General features: G+C 64.9%; 10 protein-coding genes. 2 read left to right on the top strand and 8 right to left on the bottom strand.

What is annotated here, in order from left to right; genetic code table 11:
• Positions 1 to 42: 42 nt before the first annotated feature.
• Positions 43 to 2,634: a bifunctional aconitate hydratase 2/2-methylisocitrate dehydratase gene (acnB, locus tag CPBF1521_RS14265; RefSeq protein WP_104644554.1), complete on the top strand. Its 2,592-nt coding sequence runs from the start codon at positions 43 to 45 to the stop codon at positions 2,632 to 2,634.
• Between the two features lie 197 nt (positions 2,635 to 2,831).
• Positions 2,832 to 3,710 (top strand): alpha/beta fold hydrolase, encoded by an 879-nt coding sequence (locus CPBF1521_RS14260; RefSeq protein ID WP_235858463.1) that lies wholly within the window; start codon positions 2,832 to 2,834, stop codon positions 3,708 to 3,710.
• Positions 3,711 to 4,039: 329 nt separating this feature from the next.
• On the opposite strand, the gene CPBF1521_RS14250 is transcribed toward CPBF1521_RS14260, so the two are convergent.
• The 8 genes from CPBF1521_RS14250 to CPBF1521_RS14215 all read right to left on the bottom strand — a co-directional run bounded on the left by CPBF1521_RS14250 (position 4,040) and on the right by CPBF1521_RS14215 (position 13,536).
• On the bottom strand, positions 4,040 to 6,265 hold the full coding sequence (locus CPBF1521_RS14250) for a sensor domain-containing protein (RefSeq protein ID WP_164740896.1): 2,226 nt from the start codon (positions 6,263 to 6,265) through the stop codon (positions 4,040 to 4,042).
• Positions 6,266 to 6,373: 108 nt separating this feature from the next.
• Positions 6,374 to 7,450 (bottom strand): protein-glutamate methylesterase/protein-glutamine glutaminase, encoded by a 1,077-nt coding sequence (locus tag CPBF1521_RS14245; RefSeq protein WP_047125438.1) that lies wholly within the window; start codon positions 7,448 to 7,450, stop codon positions 6,374 to 6,376.
• Positions 7,447 to 8,043 (bottom strand): chemoreceptor glutamine deamidase CheD, encoded by a 597-nt coding sequence (gene cheD / locus CPBF1521_RS14240; protein ID WP_024937701.1) that lies wholly within the window; start codon positions 8,041 to 8,043, stop codon positions 7,447 to 7,449. The genes CPBF1521_RS14245 and cheD overlap by 4 nt, the downstream gene beginning before the upstream one ends.
• Positions 8,040 to 8,909, bottom strand: coding sequence for a CheR family methyltransferase (locus CPBF1521_RS14235; protein ID WP_104537492.1), 870 nt, complete (start codon positions 8,907 to 8,909; stop codon positions 8,040 to 8,042). Before CPBF1521_RS14235 ends, cheD begins: the two co-directional genes overlap by 4 nt.
• Positions 8,910 to 9,115: 206 nt before the next feature.
• Positions 9,116 to 11,497 (bottom strand): methyl-accepting chemotaxis protein, encoded by a 2,382-nt coding sequence (locus tag CPBF1521_RS14230; protein WP_180496963.1) that lies wholly within the window; start codon positions 11,495 to 11,497, stop codon positions 9,116 to 9,118.
• Between the two features lie 85 nt (positions 11,498 to 11,582).
• Positions 11,583 to 11,966 (bottom strand): hypothetical protein, encoded by a 384-nt coding sequence (locus CPBF1521_RS14225; protein ID WP_005993867.1) that lies wholly within the window; start codon positions 11,964 to 11,966, stop codon positions 11,583 to 11,585.
• Between the two features lie 171 nt (positions 11,967 to 12,137).
• Positions 12,138 to 12,623 carry a chemotaxis protein CheW gene (locus CPBF1521_RS14220; protein WP_016904902.1) on the bottom strand — a complete coding sequence of 162 codons (486 nt, stop codon included), beginning with the start codon at positions 12,621 to 12,623 and terminating at the stop codon, positions 12,138 to 12,140.
• A 130-nt stretch (positions 12,624 to 12,753) separates the two neighbouring features.
• On the bottom strand, positions 12,754 to 13,536 hold the full coding sequence (locus CPBF1521_RS14215) for a flagellar brake protein (RefSeq protein ID WP_164739190.1): 783 nt from the start codon (positions 13,534 to 13,536) through the stop codon (positions 12,754 to 12,756).
• Positions 13,537 to 14,184 lie beyond the last annotated feature (648 nt).

Genomic DNA, 14,184 nt, shown 5'->3' with positions numbered 1-14,184 from the left:
TTTCGCGTTTACACATTCACTGTTGTCTTTCGGAGAATCCGCATGTTGGAAGCCTATCGCCACCACGTTGCAGAGCGCGCCGCGCTCGGTATCCCGCCGCTGCCGCTGACCGCGCAGCAGACCGCCGAGGTCATCGAGCTGCTGAAGGCTCCGCCGGCGGGCGAAGAACAATTCCTGGTCGAGCTGCTCAGCCAGCGCGTCCCGGCCGGTGTCGATGACGCCGCCAAGGTCAAGGCCTCGTACCTGGCCGCGGTGGCGTTCGGCACCGAAAAGACCGCGCTGATCAGCCCCACGCGTGCGACCGAGCTGCTCGGCACCATGCTGGGCGGCTACAACATCCAGCCGCTGATCGATCTGCTCGACAACCCCGAGCTGGGCGCCACCGCCGCCGAAGCGCTCAAGCACACCTTGCTGGTGTTCGACGCCTTCCACGACGTGCAGGAAAAGGCCGAAGCCGGTAACGCGCACGCCAAGGCCGTGCTGCAGAGCTGGGCCGAGGCCGAGTGGTTCACCAGCAAGCCGGAAGTGCCGCAAAGCATGACCGTCACCGTGTTCAAGGTACCCGGCGAGACCAACACCGACGACCTGTCGCCGGCCCCGGATGCGACCACGCGCCCGGACATCCCGCTGCACGCGCTGGCGATGCTGAAGAACGCCCGCGACGGCGCGGCCTTCGTGCCGGAAGAAGACGGCAAGCGTGGCCCGATCCAGGCCATCGCCGACCTCAAGGCCAAGGGCCATCTGGTCGCCTACGTGGGTGATGTGGTCGGTACCGGTTCCTCGCGCAAGTCGGCGACCAACTCGGTGCTGTGGTGGACCGGCGAGGACATTCCGTTCATCCCGAACAAGCGCTTCGGCGGCGTGTGCCTGGGCAGCAAGATCGCCCCGATCTTCTACAACACGATGGAAGACGCCGGTGCATTGCCGATCGAGCTGGACGTGTCGCAGATGGAGCACGGCGATGTGGTCGAGCTGCGTCCGTACGACGGCAAGGCACTGAAGAACGGGCAGGTGATCGCCGAGTTCGCGATGAAGTCCGACGTGCTGTTCGACGAAGTGCGCGCCGGCGGCCGCATTCCGCTGATCGTCGGCCGCGGCCTCACCGCCAAGGCACGCGAATTCCTGGGCCTGCCGGCCTCGGACCTGTTCCGCCTGCCGATGGACCCGCCGGACACCGGCAAGGGCTTCTCGCTGGCGCAGAAGATGGTCGGCCGCGCCTGCGGTCTGCCGGAAGGCCAGGGCATGCGCCCGGGCACCTATTGCGAGCCGAAGATGACCTCGGTGGGCTCGCAGGACACCACCGGCCCGATGACCCGCGACGAGCTCAAGGACCTGGCCTGCCTGGGCTTCTCGGCCGACCTGGTGATGCAGTCGTTCTGCCACACCGCCGCTTACCCGAAGCCGGTGGACGTCAAGACCCATCACACCTTGCCGGAGTTCATCTCCACCCGTGGCGGCGTCTCGCTGCGTCCGGGCGATGGCGTGATCCATAGCTGGCTCAATCGCATGCTGCTGCCCGACACGGTCGGCACCGGCGGCGACTCGCATACGCGTTTCCCGATCGGCATCTCGTTCCCGGCCGGCTCCGGCCTGGTGGCGTTCGCCGCTGCCACCGGCGTGATGCCGCTGGACATGCCCGAGAGCGTGCTGGTGCGCTTCAAGGGTGAGATGCAGCCGGGCGTGACCCTGCGCGATCTGGTCAACGCGATCCCGCTGTACGCAATTAAGGACGGCCTGCTGACCGTGGCCAAGCAGGGCAAGAAGAACATCTTCTCCGGCCGCATCCTGGAAATCGAAGGGCTGCCGAACCTGAAGGTGGAGCAGGCGTTCGAGCTGTCCGACGCCTCGGCCGAGCGCTCGGCGGCCGGTTGCACCGTGCACCTGGACAAGGCGCCGATCATCGAATACCTGACCAGCAACATCACGCTGCTGCGCTGGATGATTGCCGAAGGCTATGCCGATGCGCGCACGCTGGGCCGCCGCATCAAGAAGATGGAAGAGTGGCTGGCCGACCCGCAGCTGCTGCAGCCCGATGCCGACGCCGAATACGCGGCCGTCATCGAGATCGACCTGGCCGACATCCACGAGCCGATCGTGGCATGCCCGAACGACCCGGACGACGTCAAGACACTGTCCGACGTGGCCGGCGCGGCGATCGACGAGGTGTTCATCGGTTCGTGCATGACCAACATCGGTCACTTCCGTGCCGCCGCCAAGTTGCTGGAAGGCAAGCGCGACATCCCGACCCGCCTGTGGGTTGCGCCGCCGACCAAGATGGATGCCTCCGAGCTGACCAAGGAAGGCCATTACGGCACCTTCGGCGCGGCCGGTGCGCGTATGGAAATGCCGGGCTGCTCGCTGTGCATGGGCAACCAGGCCCAGGCACGCGAGGGCGCCACGGTGTTCTCCACCTCCACGCGTAACTTCCCCAACCGTCTCGGCCGCAACACCAACGTGTACCTGGGTTCGGCGGAACTGGCCGCGATCTGCTCGCGTCTGGGTCGCATCCCGACCAAGGACGAGTACATGGCCGATGTGGGCGTGATCAAGACCAGTGGCGACCAGATCTACCGTTACATGAACTTCGATCAGATCCAGGAATATCAGGACGTGGCCGACACCGTCGCTGCCTGATCCAACGGTTGGATCACCCGTTCGAGAACGCCCGGCAATGCCGGGCGTTTTTCGTTATTCGGGCGATGGCTTCGTCTTGGCCAAGCAATGCCGGAAGTTAAAGGCAATCGCAGTTAACTCACCTGCCGCATTGCAACAAAAATCTGAAGTCGGGAGGCCTAGAGTGGCGCCGCTTCCACTCGCTGTGATGATCTCCAATGCCTACTTGCACGATCGCTGGTCAAACGCTGCACTACGCACACTACGGTCACGGGTTTCCGGTTCTGCTCGGCCACAGTTATCTCTGGGATGCGGCCATGTGGGAGCCGCAGATCCAGGCGCTGTCGCAGCACTATCGGGTCATCGTCCCCGAGTTGTGGGGACACGGACAGTCGGCAGCATTGCCGGCAGGCACGCAGACGGTTGGCGATCTTGCCAGGCAGATGCTGCAATTGCTGGACGCGTTGGAGCTGCCGCAGTGCGCGGTGGTCGGCTTGTCGGTCGGTGGCATGTGGGCCGCCGAGCTGGCGCTGCTGGCACCGGAGCGCGTGCGCAGCCTGGTGTTGTTGGATACCTTCCTGGGGGCCGAGCCGCAGGCCACGCAAACGCGTTATTTCGGGTTGCTCGATGCAATGGAAGCCGCGGGGCAGGTGACGCCTGCGTTGATCGAGGCGATCGTGCCGATCTTTTTCCGTCCCGGCATCGATCTGAATTCCGCGCTGCCGGCGGCGTTTGCACAGCGCCTGGCGGCGCTGTCGGCCGAGCAGGTGCGTGCCTCCATCGTGCCGTTGGGCCGGCTGATCTTCGGGCGCGCCGATCGCCTGGAGGCGATGTCTGCGCTGAATCCGGCCAGCACGTTCCTGCTCGGCGGCGCGGACGATATTCCGCGGCCGCCCGAAGAATTGTGGCTGATGGCCGAGGTGATCGGTTGCGACTACGAGCTGATTCCCGATGCTGGGCATATCGCATCGCTGGAGAATCCGGCGTTCGTCACCGCGCAGTTGCTGGGGTGGTTGAAGCGCACGGTGGCATCGGATTCGACGCGGATGGACAGGCGCGCGCTTGAAGGCAGCGCTCAGGCACAGGCACCGCTCTGACTGGTGTGCTGCTGATCTGGTGAATCAGAGCGACACCATGCGTTGCTTGCAACCATGCGCAACGACCATCTCGATTGGCGCTGCTTGCAACCATGAGCGCCGATCACCTCACTTGGTCCTTGCCCGCTCACCGTCGCGGGACCTTGAGCGGCATGGATGCCGCGCCAGAGCCTACAGGGACGTCCTTACGGCGTGTCCCGCGATGGTGGGCGGGCAAGGGCCCTGCACCGAAGTACCAGATCAGATGCTTTGCGTTCTCTGCTCGACATTCTCCAGCCTGAGCTGAAGAACACCTGCTTTTGAGCTCTGCCACGGACACCGAAGCCGTACTAAGGCTGCGCACCCAACCAGGCTTCCAGTGCCGCCGCCGGCAAGGGCCGCGAAAACAGATAGCCCTGCAGCACTTCGCAGCCGAGGTCGGCAAGGAACAGGCGCTGTGCTTCGTTTTCCACGCCTTCGGCAACCACGTGCTTGCGCAGATGCTCGCCGATGCGCAGCACCGAGGTGGTGAGGGCGCGGGCGTCTTCGCTGTGTTCGATGTCGCGCACGAAGCTCATGTCCAGCTTGAGTTCGTCGATCGGCAGGCGGTGCAGGTGGCTCAGGCTGGAGTAGCCGGTGCCGAAGTCGTCCAGCGACAACGAGATACCGGCTTCGCGGATGGCATGCAGGTTCTCCAGCACGCCCGGTTGCCCGGACAGCATCACGCTCTCGGTCATTTCCAGCGTGAGGTCGGAGGGCTGCGCGCCCGTCTCGGCGATCAGGCGCAGCAGGTCGCTGAGCATGCGCGGGCTTTCGAAGCTGCTCGCCGACAGGTTTACCGACACCCGCGTCACCGGCACACCACGCGTGCGCCAATCGGCGATCTGCCGGCAGGCGCTGCGCAATACCCAATCGTTGAGCTGCGGCATCATGCCTTGCTCTTCGGCCACGGGCAGGAAACGCGCCGGCGAAATGGCGCCCAGTTGTGGATGATTCCAGCGCAACAGCGCTTCCACGCCATACAGCGCGTGCGGCGCGGCGCTGTGCAATTGCGGTTGATAGTGCAGCTGCAGCTGATCGCGGCCGATGGCCTGGCGCAGCTCCGCTTCCAGCGCAACGCGCTCCTGCGCCATGCGGTTCATGTCGGAACTGAAGAAGCGGAAGCGTCCGCCGCCTTCCTGCTTGGCGCGGTTCATGGCTAGATCGGCATGCCGCAGCAGGATGTTGATGTCGCGCCCGTCCTCGGGAAACATCGCCACGCCGATGCTGGCGGACGGATGCACGGTCATGTGCCCGACCGGCAGCGGCCTGGCAATGGTGCCCAGCACCCGTTCTGCGGCGGCACTGGCCTGCTCGGCACTGCATTGCGGCAGCGCAAGTGCGAATTCGTCGCCTGCCAGGCGCGCCAGCATGGCGGTGGCGGGCAGCTGTTCGCCGATGCGCAGGGCGATGTCGCGCAACAGGCCGTCGCCGGCGGCATGGCCCTGGCTGTCGTTGATCAATTTGAAGCGGTCGATGTTGATGAACATCAACGTGGCCGGTTCGCCGGCATATTCGGCCTGCGTCAGGGCCTGCTCGGCGCGTGCGCTGAACATGATGCGGTTGGGCAGGCCGGTCAGCGCATCGTAGAACGCGAGTTGGTGCACGCGTTGGCGGGTCTGCTCGCGCTCCAGTGCCAGCGTGCACAGCTGCTGGCACAGATCGGTGAGGCGTACGTGCCAGGCATCGGCCCGCTGGGCCTTGCGGTAGTACAGCGCGAAGGTCCCGAGCACGCGTGCGCTGTTGGAGCGGATCGGCGTGCTCCAGCAGGCGCGCAGGCCCATCGGCAACAATACTTCGCGAAATTGCGCGAACAGCGGGTCGGTGGCGATGTCTTCCACCATCACCGCACGGCCGCGCCAGGCGGCCGTGCCGCAGGCGCCTGCGCCCGGCGCGATCTTCAAGCCGTTGACCGCATCGGCATACTCCGGCGGCAGGCTGGGGGCCGCCAGCGAATGCAGGCAGCCTTGATTGTCCGCGCTCATGACCGTGGCCAGCACGTCCGGCGCGATGCGTTCGACCTCGGTGCAGATCAGCGTCATCACCTCGATCAGCGGCCGCTCCTGCACCAGCGCCTCGAGCACGCGGTGCTGCAGCACCTCATGCATCTTGGTGTCGGTGATGTCGGTCAGCACCGCCACGTAATGCGAGGGAAGATGCCTGGCGTCGTAGATCGGATTGAAGTTGAGCGAGATCCACAGCGGCGTGCCGTCCTTGCGATACACCAGCAGGTCGGCCTGGGTCTGCTGCAGGGCGTCGGCGCGGTCGCGGATGCGTGCCACCTCGTCCTGGTCGCTTTGCGCGCGGGTGAGCACGTCCGAGGGACGCTTGCCGACCAGTTCGGCCTCGGTATAGCCGAACATGCGCTGGAAGCCGTCATTGGCATAGAGCAGGCGCGATTGCAGATCGCAGATCAGGATCGCACTGCTGCTGCCGTCCAGCGCTTCGGCCAGCAGGCGCGAGCGCGTGGCGTCGGGATGTTCGTCGGGCCTCGTCATGCCGGCGGTGATCGGGCCGGCCTTGATCGTCCCGGGCATGAGCGGGTGATCTGCCCGCGCATCCGCCGTCGTCGGCGACGCGGCGTCCGCGACGCCGGGAGCCGCCGCCTGTTCGGTCGGGTGCGGGGGGCGGGACTTCATGCCGGATCAGCGCGCCTGCGCCGACAGCGCGATCAGGCGCTCGGCCACGCGGTCCAGCGGTACCACTTCCTGCGCGGCGCCGAGTTTATAGGCGGCACCGGGCATGCCCCAAACCACGCTGCTGGCTTCGTCCTGCACCAGCGTGGGCGCGCCGGCCTGCAGCATTTCCAGCAGGCCGCGTGCTCCGTCGTCGCCCATGCCGGTGAGGATGGCGCCGACCGCATTCGGGCCGGCGTTGGCAGCGACGGAGCGGAACAGCACGTCCACCGCCGGCTTGTGGCGATTGACCGGTGGGCCGTCGTCGATGCGGCAGCGCCAGCGCGCACCGTCGCGGATGATGCGCAGATGCTGGCCGCCGGGCGGCAGGTAGGCATGGCCGGGCAGGATCGCCTCGCCGTCGCTGGCCTCGCGTACCGACATCGCCGAATGGCGATTGAGGCGCTCGGCGAAGGCGGTGCTGAAGCTGGCCGGCAGATGCTGGGTCATCACCACCGCCGGTGCATCGGCGGGCATGTGCTCGAGCACCACGCGCAGGGCTTCGGTGCCGCCTGCCGAAGCACCAATGGCGATCAGGCGGTCGGTGGTGCGAAAGCGCAGCGCGCTGCCCGGCACCGGCGCCGACTGCATGTCCAGGGTGACCTTGGGCGCGCTGGGACGATTGAGCGCGCTGACCTTGGCCTTGGAGGCCATCTTGACCTTGCTGACGATCTCCTCGGCATAGCCTTCCAGCCCGCGTGCGACGTCGATCTTGGGCTTGGAGACGAAATCCACCGCGCCCAGCGACAAGGCCTGCAAGGTGGTGTCGGCGCCCCGCTCGGTCAGCGATGAGATCATCACCACCGGGGTGGGGCGCAGGCGCATGAGGTTTTCCAGGAACACCAGGCCGTCCATGCGCGGCATTTCCACATCCAGCGTGATCACGTCCGGATTGAGGCGTTTGATCTTTTCGCGCGCCAGGATCGGGTCGGCGGCCGAGCCGATCACCTCGATACCGGCATCGCGCGAGAGGATTTCGGTCAGCATCTGGCGTACGACCGCCGAGTCGTCGACGATCAATACACGCACAGGGGTTTCCAGCGTCATTCGAACAACTCCACTCCACCGGTGACCGGTGCTTTGGACAGACGGGCGCGCACGGCCGATTCGGCGGCGGCGACTTCGGCTTCGTGTGCATGCGGCAAACGCTGCACGACCACGCGTCCGGTCGTCGGGAAGAACCACACCTTGCGCGGATGGATGCCGCACAGATCCTCGGCAATGATGGGAATGTGCTCGGCCTGCAGGTACTGGCGCACGAACTCGGCATTGCGGGTGCCGACCGGATTGCTGGTGAAGCCCTTGAGCACGTTGGCGCCACCGAACACCTTGGCTTCGATGCGTTTGCGATGCGCGCCGCGCTTGAGCATGTCGTTGATCAGCAACTCCATCGCATAACTGCCGTAGCGCGCGGGTGCGCCGTCACCGACCTGGCCTTCCGGCAACAGGAAGTGATTCATGCCGCCGATCTTCAGGACCGGGTCGCGCAGGCAGGCGGCAACGCACGATCCCAAGGTGGTCGTCAACGCGGTGTCGTCGTCCACCACCAGGTATTGGGTGGGCAGCAGCTTGGCGGTGATGGTCTGGAACCGCGAGTCGCGGTAGCGCATGACATCGTCGACCTGCACGGCGGTGCTCATGTGGCGGCTCCGGCGCGCGGCGCACGCCGATACAGCGTGCGCCCGCACGGCTGGATCAGGTCGGCTGCGTGCAGGTAATTCTCCGAGTGCCCGGTGTAGAGCAGGCCGTCATCGCCCATGTGGCTGACCAGACGCGACAGGATGCCGCGCTGGGTCGGCTTGTCGAAATAGATCATCACGTTGCGACAGAACAGCGCCGCGTACGGGCCGCCGACGTCGTAACGCGGCGCCAGCAGATTCAACTGGCGGTATTCGATGAGTTGGCGCAACGCCGGTATGACCCGGCACTTGCCCTCGTTGGGGCCGCTGCCGCGCTGGAAATACTTGCGCTTGATCGATGCGTCCAGCGAGGCGACGCGGTCGATGGCGTAGACGCCGCGCGAGGCGGTTTCCAGCACCTGGGTGTCGACGTCGGTGGCCACGATGCTGACCGGCGGGGTCAAGGTGCCGAAGGCTTCGCAGGCGGTGATGGCGATGGAGTAGGGCTCCTCACCGGTGGAGGCCGCGCACGACCAGATCTTCAAGGGCGCCTGCGAGGCACGCTTTTGCAGTTCTTCGCGCAGTTTGTCGAAGTGGTGCGGCTCGCGGAAGAACGAGGTCAGATTGGTGGTCAGCGCGTTGGTGAACGCCTGCCATTCCTCTTCGTCGGTGCCTGCTTCCAGCTGGTCCAGATAGTCGCGGAAGGAGCGCAGACCGAGCACGCGAAGACGACGCGACAGCCGGCCATACACCATGTCGCGCTTGGCCGGAGCCAGGGCGATGCCGACACGCTGATAGATCAGGTCGCAGACGCGCTTGAAATCGCGGTCGCCAAAATCAAATTCGCGTGTGTCTGAAGCGGGAGTCGAGGTGGTCGTCATATCCATAAGCGTCGTGAGCTATGACTGGATATCGGCCACGTGGTCATGCAACTGAAGCACTAATCGGTGTCTTGCGGGGCAGGGTCGCATCTGGCGCCTGCAACCGCGTTGGCGGGTAGCGGGCGAGGCCAAAGCGCGGCGCTGCGCCCTGCGCTGGCTGCAGATGCGCAAAGCCCCGGCAGTGCCGGGGCTTTGCGGGGACAACCTTTGGATCAGAACTCTTGCCAGTTGCCGTCGGCCAGGGCGGCCTGCGGCTTGGCCGTCCGCGATGGCGTGGCCGCCGCACGCGCGGCCGGCTTGGTTGCGGGCGTCACCGCAACCGGGCGCGAGGCGACCGGGCGGGCGCGTGCAGCCGGCGCGGCCGGCGCAGCCGGCTCGTCCAGCTTGAACACCGACACCGCTTCGGCCAGGTGGCCGGCCTGCTCTTCCATCGAGCGTGCGGCCGCAGTGGCTTCTTCCACCAGGGCGGCGTTCTGCTGGGTGGTCTCGTCCATCTGGGTGATGGTCTGGTTGACCTGCTCGATGCCGGCCGACTGTTCCTGCGAGGCGGCGGAGATCTCGCCCATGATGTCGGTGACACGCTGCACGCTGGCCACGATCTCGGCCATGGTCGCACCGGCCTTGCGCACCAGTGCCGAGCCCTCGGCCACCTTGTGCACGGAGTCGTCGATCAAACCCTTGATCTCCTTGGCCGCGCCGGCCGAACGCTGTGCCAGCGTACGCACTTCCGAGGCGACCACGGCAAAGCCGCGGCCCTGTTCGCCGGCACGGGCGGCTTCCACCGCCGCGTTCAAGGCCAGGATGTTGGTCTGGAAGGCGATGCCGTCGATGACCGAGATGATGTCGGCGATCTTCTTGGACGAGGCCTCGATGCCGGACATGGTGGTGACCACCTGCGAGACCACGTCGCCGCCCTGCGAGGCCACGCCGGTGGCGCCGATGGCGAGCTGGTTGGCCTGGCGGGCGCTTTCGGCGTTCTGCCTGACCGTGGAGGTGAGCTCCTCCATCGAGGCGGCGGTTTCTTCCAGGTTGGCCGCCTGCTGCTCGGTACGATGCGACAGGTCGCTGTTGCCGGAGGCAATCTCGCCGGCAGCCGAGTTGATCGCGGTGGACGAGACCTTGATGCGCCCGACGATGTCGGAAAGCTGCTCGGCGGTGGCATTGGCATCGTCACGCATCTGCGCGAACACGCCACTGAATTCGCCGCGCATGCGCACGGTCAGGTCGCCGCGCGACAACGCCGACAGCAATGCGGAGATCTGCTCCAGGCTGGCGGCGTTGGCATCCAGCAAGCCGTTGAGCTGCTGGGCCAGCTGCAGGAAGAAGCCCTGCTTGCCATCGGTTTCCACCCGGCCGCTCATGTCGCCGCTGGCGGCGGCACGCACGATGCGGGCGACTTCTTCTTCGACCTGGACCTCGATGGTGCGATCGCGCCATTCACAGACATCGCCGGTGCTCTCGCCCTGCTCGTTCTTGATGACGGTGACGGTCTGCATCATCACAAACTCGCCGTAACGCTCCTCGAAGCTGGTGATGCCGTCGCGTTCCAGCGCTGCGATGGCCTTGTGCACGGTCGCTTCGGGCAGGCCGAGATAGCTGATGTGCTGACCGATGATCTTGCTGGCCTCAAACTCGGGCGAGGACAGACGGATGCTGCCTTCGTAATGCGTGACCAGCTTCTGGAACGCCTCGTTGGCGTAGATCATGATCCGATCGGTGTCGGTGATGAAGGTGCTGGTGGAGGATTTGTCCAGTGCGGTACGGATACGCAGGTTTTCGTCGGCGATCTTCTTGTCGCGTTCGATGCGTTCCTTCAGGTCGCGCTGCATCCGGTGCATGGAGCGCATCAGTTCGCCCACTTCGTCCTGGCCCTGCACATTGATCTGGCCGTCGAGCTTGCCGCTGGCGATTTCGGTGGCGGTGGACACCGCGCCGCGCATGCTCTTGACGATGGACCGTGCGAACAGGAATGCCAGGCCCAGGCCACCGGCGATGCCGATCAGCAGCACCAGCACGGTCAACGAGACCGAGGTGGCATGGACCTTTTCGGCCTTGCTCTTGGCAGCCTGCGCCAACTTGTTGTCTTCGGCGATCAACGCGGCCAACGATGCCTGTGCCTTGGCATGCAGTGCGCTGGTTTCGCCAACGAAGGTATCGACGGCGTCGTCAGGCAGGTTCAGTTCCAGCATTTCGTCGACGCTTTCGTAAGAGGCCGAGGCCTTCTTCCAATCCGCAACGAAGGTGGCAAACAGCTGCTTTTGCTGCGGGCTCTCGATCAGGCGGGGATAGCCCTTGATCGTGGCCTCGATTTCGCCATTGAGCCGCTTGGCGCGGACCTTGGCTTCCTGCTTGACCGAGTCGCTGGCGCGCACCAGATTTTGATAGGACGCATTTCGATATTCGCCGAGCATGCCGCGCAGATCGCCTGCTTCGCGCACGCTGGACATGGTATTGCCGGCCAGGTCGCGGGTGACATTATTGAGCGAGGCCAGGCCCGCGTAGGCGATGATTCCCTGCACCAGCATGATCAGCAGCACGATGCCGAACGCCAGCATCAGCTTGGGCATCAATTTGAGATTGTTGATCCATTGCATTGACACGATTCCCCGGTAGAAGTCAGTGCGCATAACCGCAAACAGCAGATCGCCACGCGCGAGGGCGTGGCGATCTGCTAGGCGATTACTTGATGGTGGCCAACTTCAGGCTGGCCGGCGAGCTGACTTCGATTTCGGCACGCGAGCTGTCGCGCTGGATCTTGCCGAGCACACAGACGTCCTTGCCTTCCAGGGATTCCGGGGCAAAACTGAACTTGCCGCGGTTGGCGCCGTCGATGCGGGCCGAGAAGGTGTGACGCGGGAACATGCCGCCCATGTACAGGAAGGTGGGTTCACCTTCCGAGCTCTGGGCGTACTTGGCCTTTTCGACCTTGCCGCACACCATGCCGTCCTTGCCGACGAAACGGGTCGCCATTTCCGGCGGAATCATTTCCTGCGACTGAGCCGACAGCGTGGGAGCAACGATCACGAGAGCAGCGACGGGGAGGAGCGAGAGCAGGAACTTCATTGGGATTCTCCAGAATCAAAAGTCGAACGGTGACCCGTTTATGTACGCGGGCTTCTATTCAGCTATCGGCTAGCCGCCGTTCAACTTGAATCCGAAAAACGTGATTTCTATCTCACTTCAACTTCGTTGTGCGTCTCGTGTCGGGATGCTCCCGACACCAGATGGTCTGAATCAGGCCGCTTCTTCGGCCAGCTGCTGCTGACCGAGCTCGGTGCTGTCCAGCAGGGTCTCGATATCCAGCAGGATCAGCATGCGATCGTCCTGGGTGCCGATGCCCGAGATGAAGCGGGTATCGACCGAGGCGCCGAATTCGGGGGTGGGGCGGATCTGATCGTCGTTGAGCGGGATCACGTCCGAGACGCTGTCCACCACGATGCCGACGACGCGGTCTTCGACATTGAGCACGATCATTACGGTGAAGGCGTCGTAGCGCGCTTCTTTCAGGCGCAGCTTCAGGCGCAGGTCGATCACCGGCACGATGGTGCCGCGCAGGTTGATCACACCCTTGATGTAGTCCGGTGCGTCGGGCAGACGGGTGACCGAGTCGTAGCCGCGGATTTCCTGCACTTTCAGGATGTCCACGCCGTAGTGTTCTTCGCCAAGGGCGAAGCTGAGGAATTCACCACCGGTGCCGGTGGTCGTGCTTTTGTCGTTCATGGAAACTCCGGGCGTTGCGGCTGAGTGTCGGATTGCAGCTATAAAAAAGCATGCGGATGAGGATTGCCCTAGCAACATCGGCGCAGTGCAGGGCAACTTTAGCCGTGCGCCGAGGCTGGTGCGGGTGGGTTCAGAACACGCCGCTCTTGCGCGCATTGCGCTGGCGGTCGACCCGGAAGATGTAGCGCTGGATGGTCTCGTCGGCGCCGCGTGGCAGGTCGCTGAACTGCATGCCGACCCGGAAGCCTTCGCTGCCGTTGGGCAGGGTCTGCTTGTACTGGCTGCACACCGTCAGCGGCAGGGTGATCGGCGCGGTGTCGGGCAGTTGCAGCGTGCAGTTGCGGTAGGTGCGTTGTGGTTCGAGCAAGGGCATGCCGTCGGTGAGCGAGACCGCCAGGCCGCCACTGCTGATGTCGATCACGCGCAACTGCAGGTTGAGATTGCCGCCCTGTGCCTCGTCCTGGCGAATGATGCAGATGGGCGAGTCGGTGATCGGCGTCTCCAGCCGGTACGACTCGCGGCGCTGCATGTGGTACATCGCCTCGGGCAGGTCGGCGCGGAAGGCGACATGGATGTCGCGTTCCAGCCGGTCGGGCGTTTCCAGCCGGAAGCGGATGTTGACCCGTTCCAGTTGTGCGTAGCACAGCAGGTACTTGGCCTCCTGGATGGCGCGGTTGGAGGCCTCGTTGTGGCTGCCGTCCAGAATCACGCAGTCCTCGTCTTCGTCCACTTCGAGCACGGCGGTGGGCACGGCCATGTCGCGCCCGGCCACATGCATGGTCACGATGGCGCGCTGGTCGAGCAACTGGCGCAGCAGGCCACGGATCTGCCGTTTGTTGCGCAGCAGATAGCGCTCGTCACCTTCGGCAAGGTGATCGTCGTGGTCCAGCTCTGAGGTATCGCCTTGGGACATGGGCACAGGCACAGTAGATGCGGGAAGACGCCGGAACGGTTGTCCTGGCGTCGCCTTGATATCGGCGACAAAGCGAAATCTTTAAGGGCTGCTGACAAAAAACCACTGCGTGACGTCTTGGTTGCTTTCGGCGCTATGTTCCTGGCGCTGATGGTGCGGATGGATCCAGTTGTGGAGCGGGCGGGATCTGCGGGTTTGCTGCGGGGCCCTCGCCCGCCCACCATCGCAGGACACGCTGCAAGTACGTCCTTGTAGGCTCCGGCGCGGCATCCATGCCGCTCAAGGTCCCGCGACGGTGAGCGGGCAAGGACCTATCGAGATGGTCGATGTGCACGGTAAGAGCGGTGCTGGAGGCGTCGTTCGCTCATAACGTATCGGCTCCATGTCTGATGGGCACCGCGCGCTCGACGCTGCGGGTTTGCTGCAGGGTCCTTGCCCGCCCACCATCGCAGGACACGCCGCAAGTACGTCCATGTAGGCTCCGTCGCGGCATCCATGCCGCTCAGGGTCCCGCGACGGTGAGTGGGCAAGGACCAGTCGAGAGGGTCGGTGTGCACGGTAAGAGCGGTGCTGGATGCGTCGTTCGCTCATAACGTATCGGCTCCATGTCTGATGGGCACCGCGCGCTCGACGCTGCGGGTTTGCTGC

The sequence above is a fragment of the Xanthomonas euroxanthea genome (assembly GCF_900476395.1).
Taxonomy (GTDB): Bacteria; Pseudomonadota; Gammaproteobacteria; order Xanthomonadales; family Xanthomonadaceae; genus Xanthomonas; species Xanthomonas euroxanthea.
The sequence above is the reverse complement of the archived record's forward strand: the minus strand, read 5'-3'. Positions and strand labels throughout refer to the sequence as shown.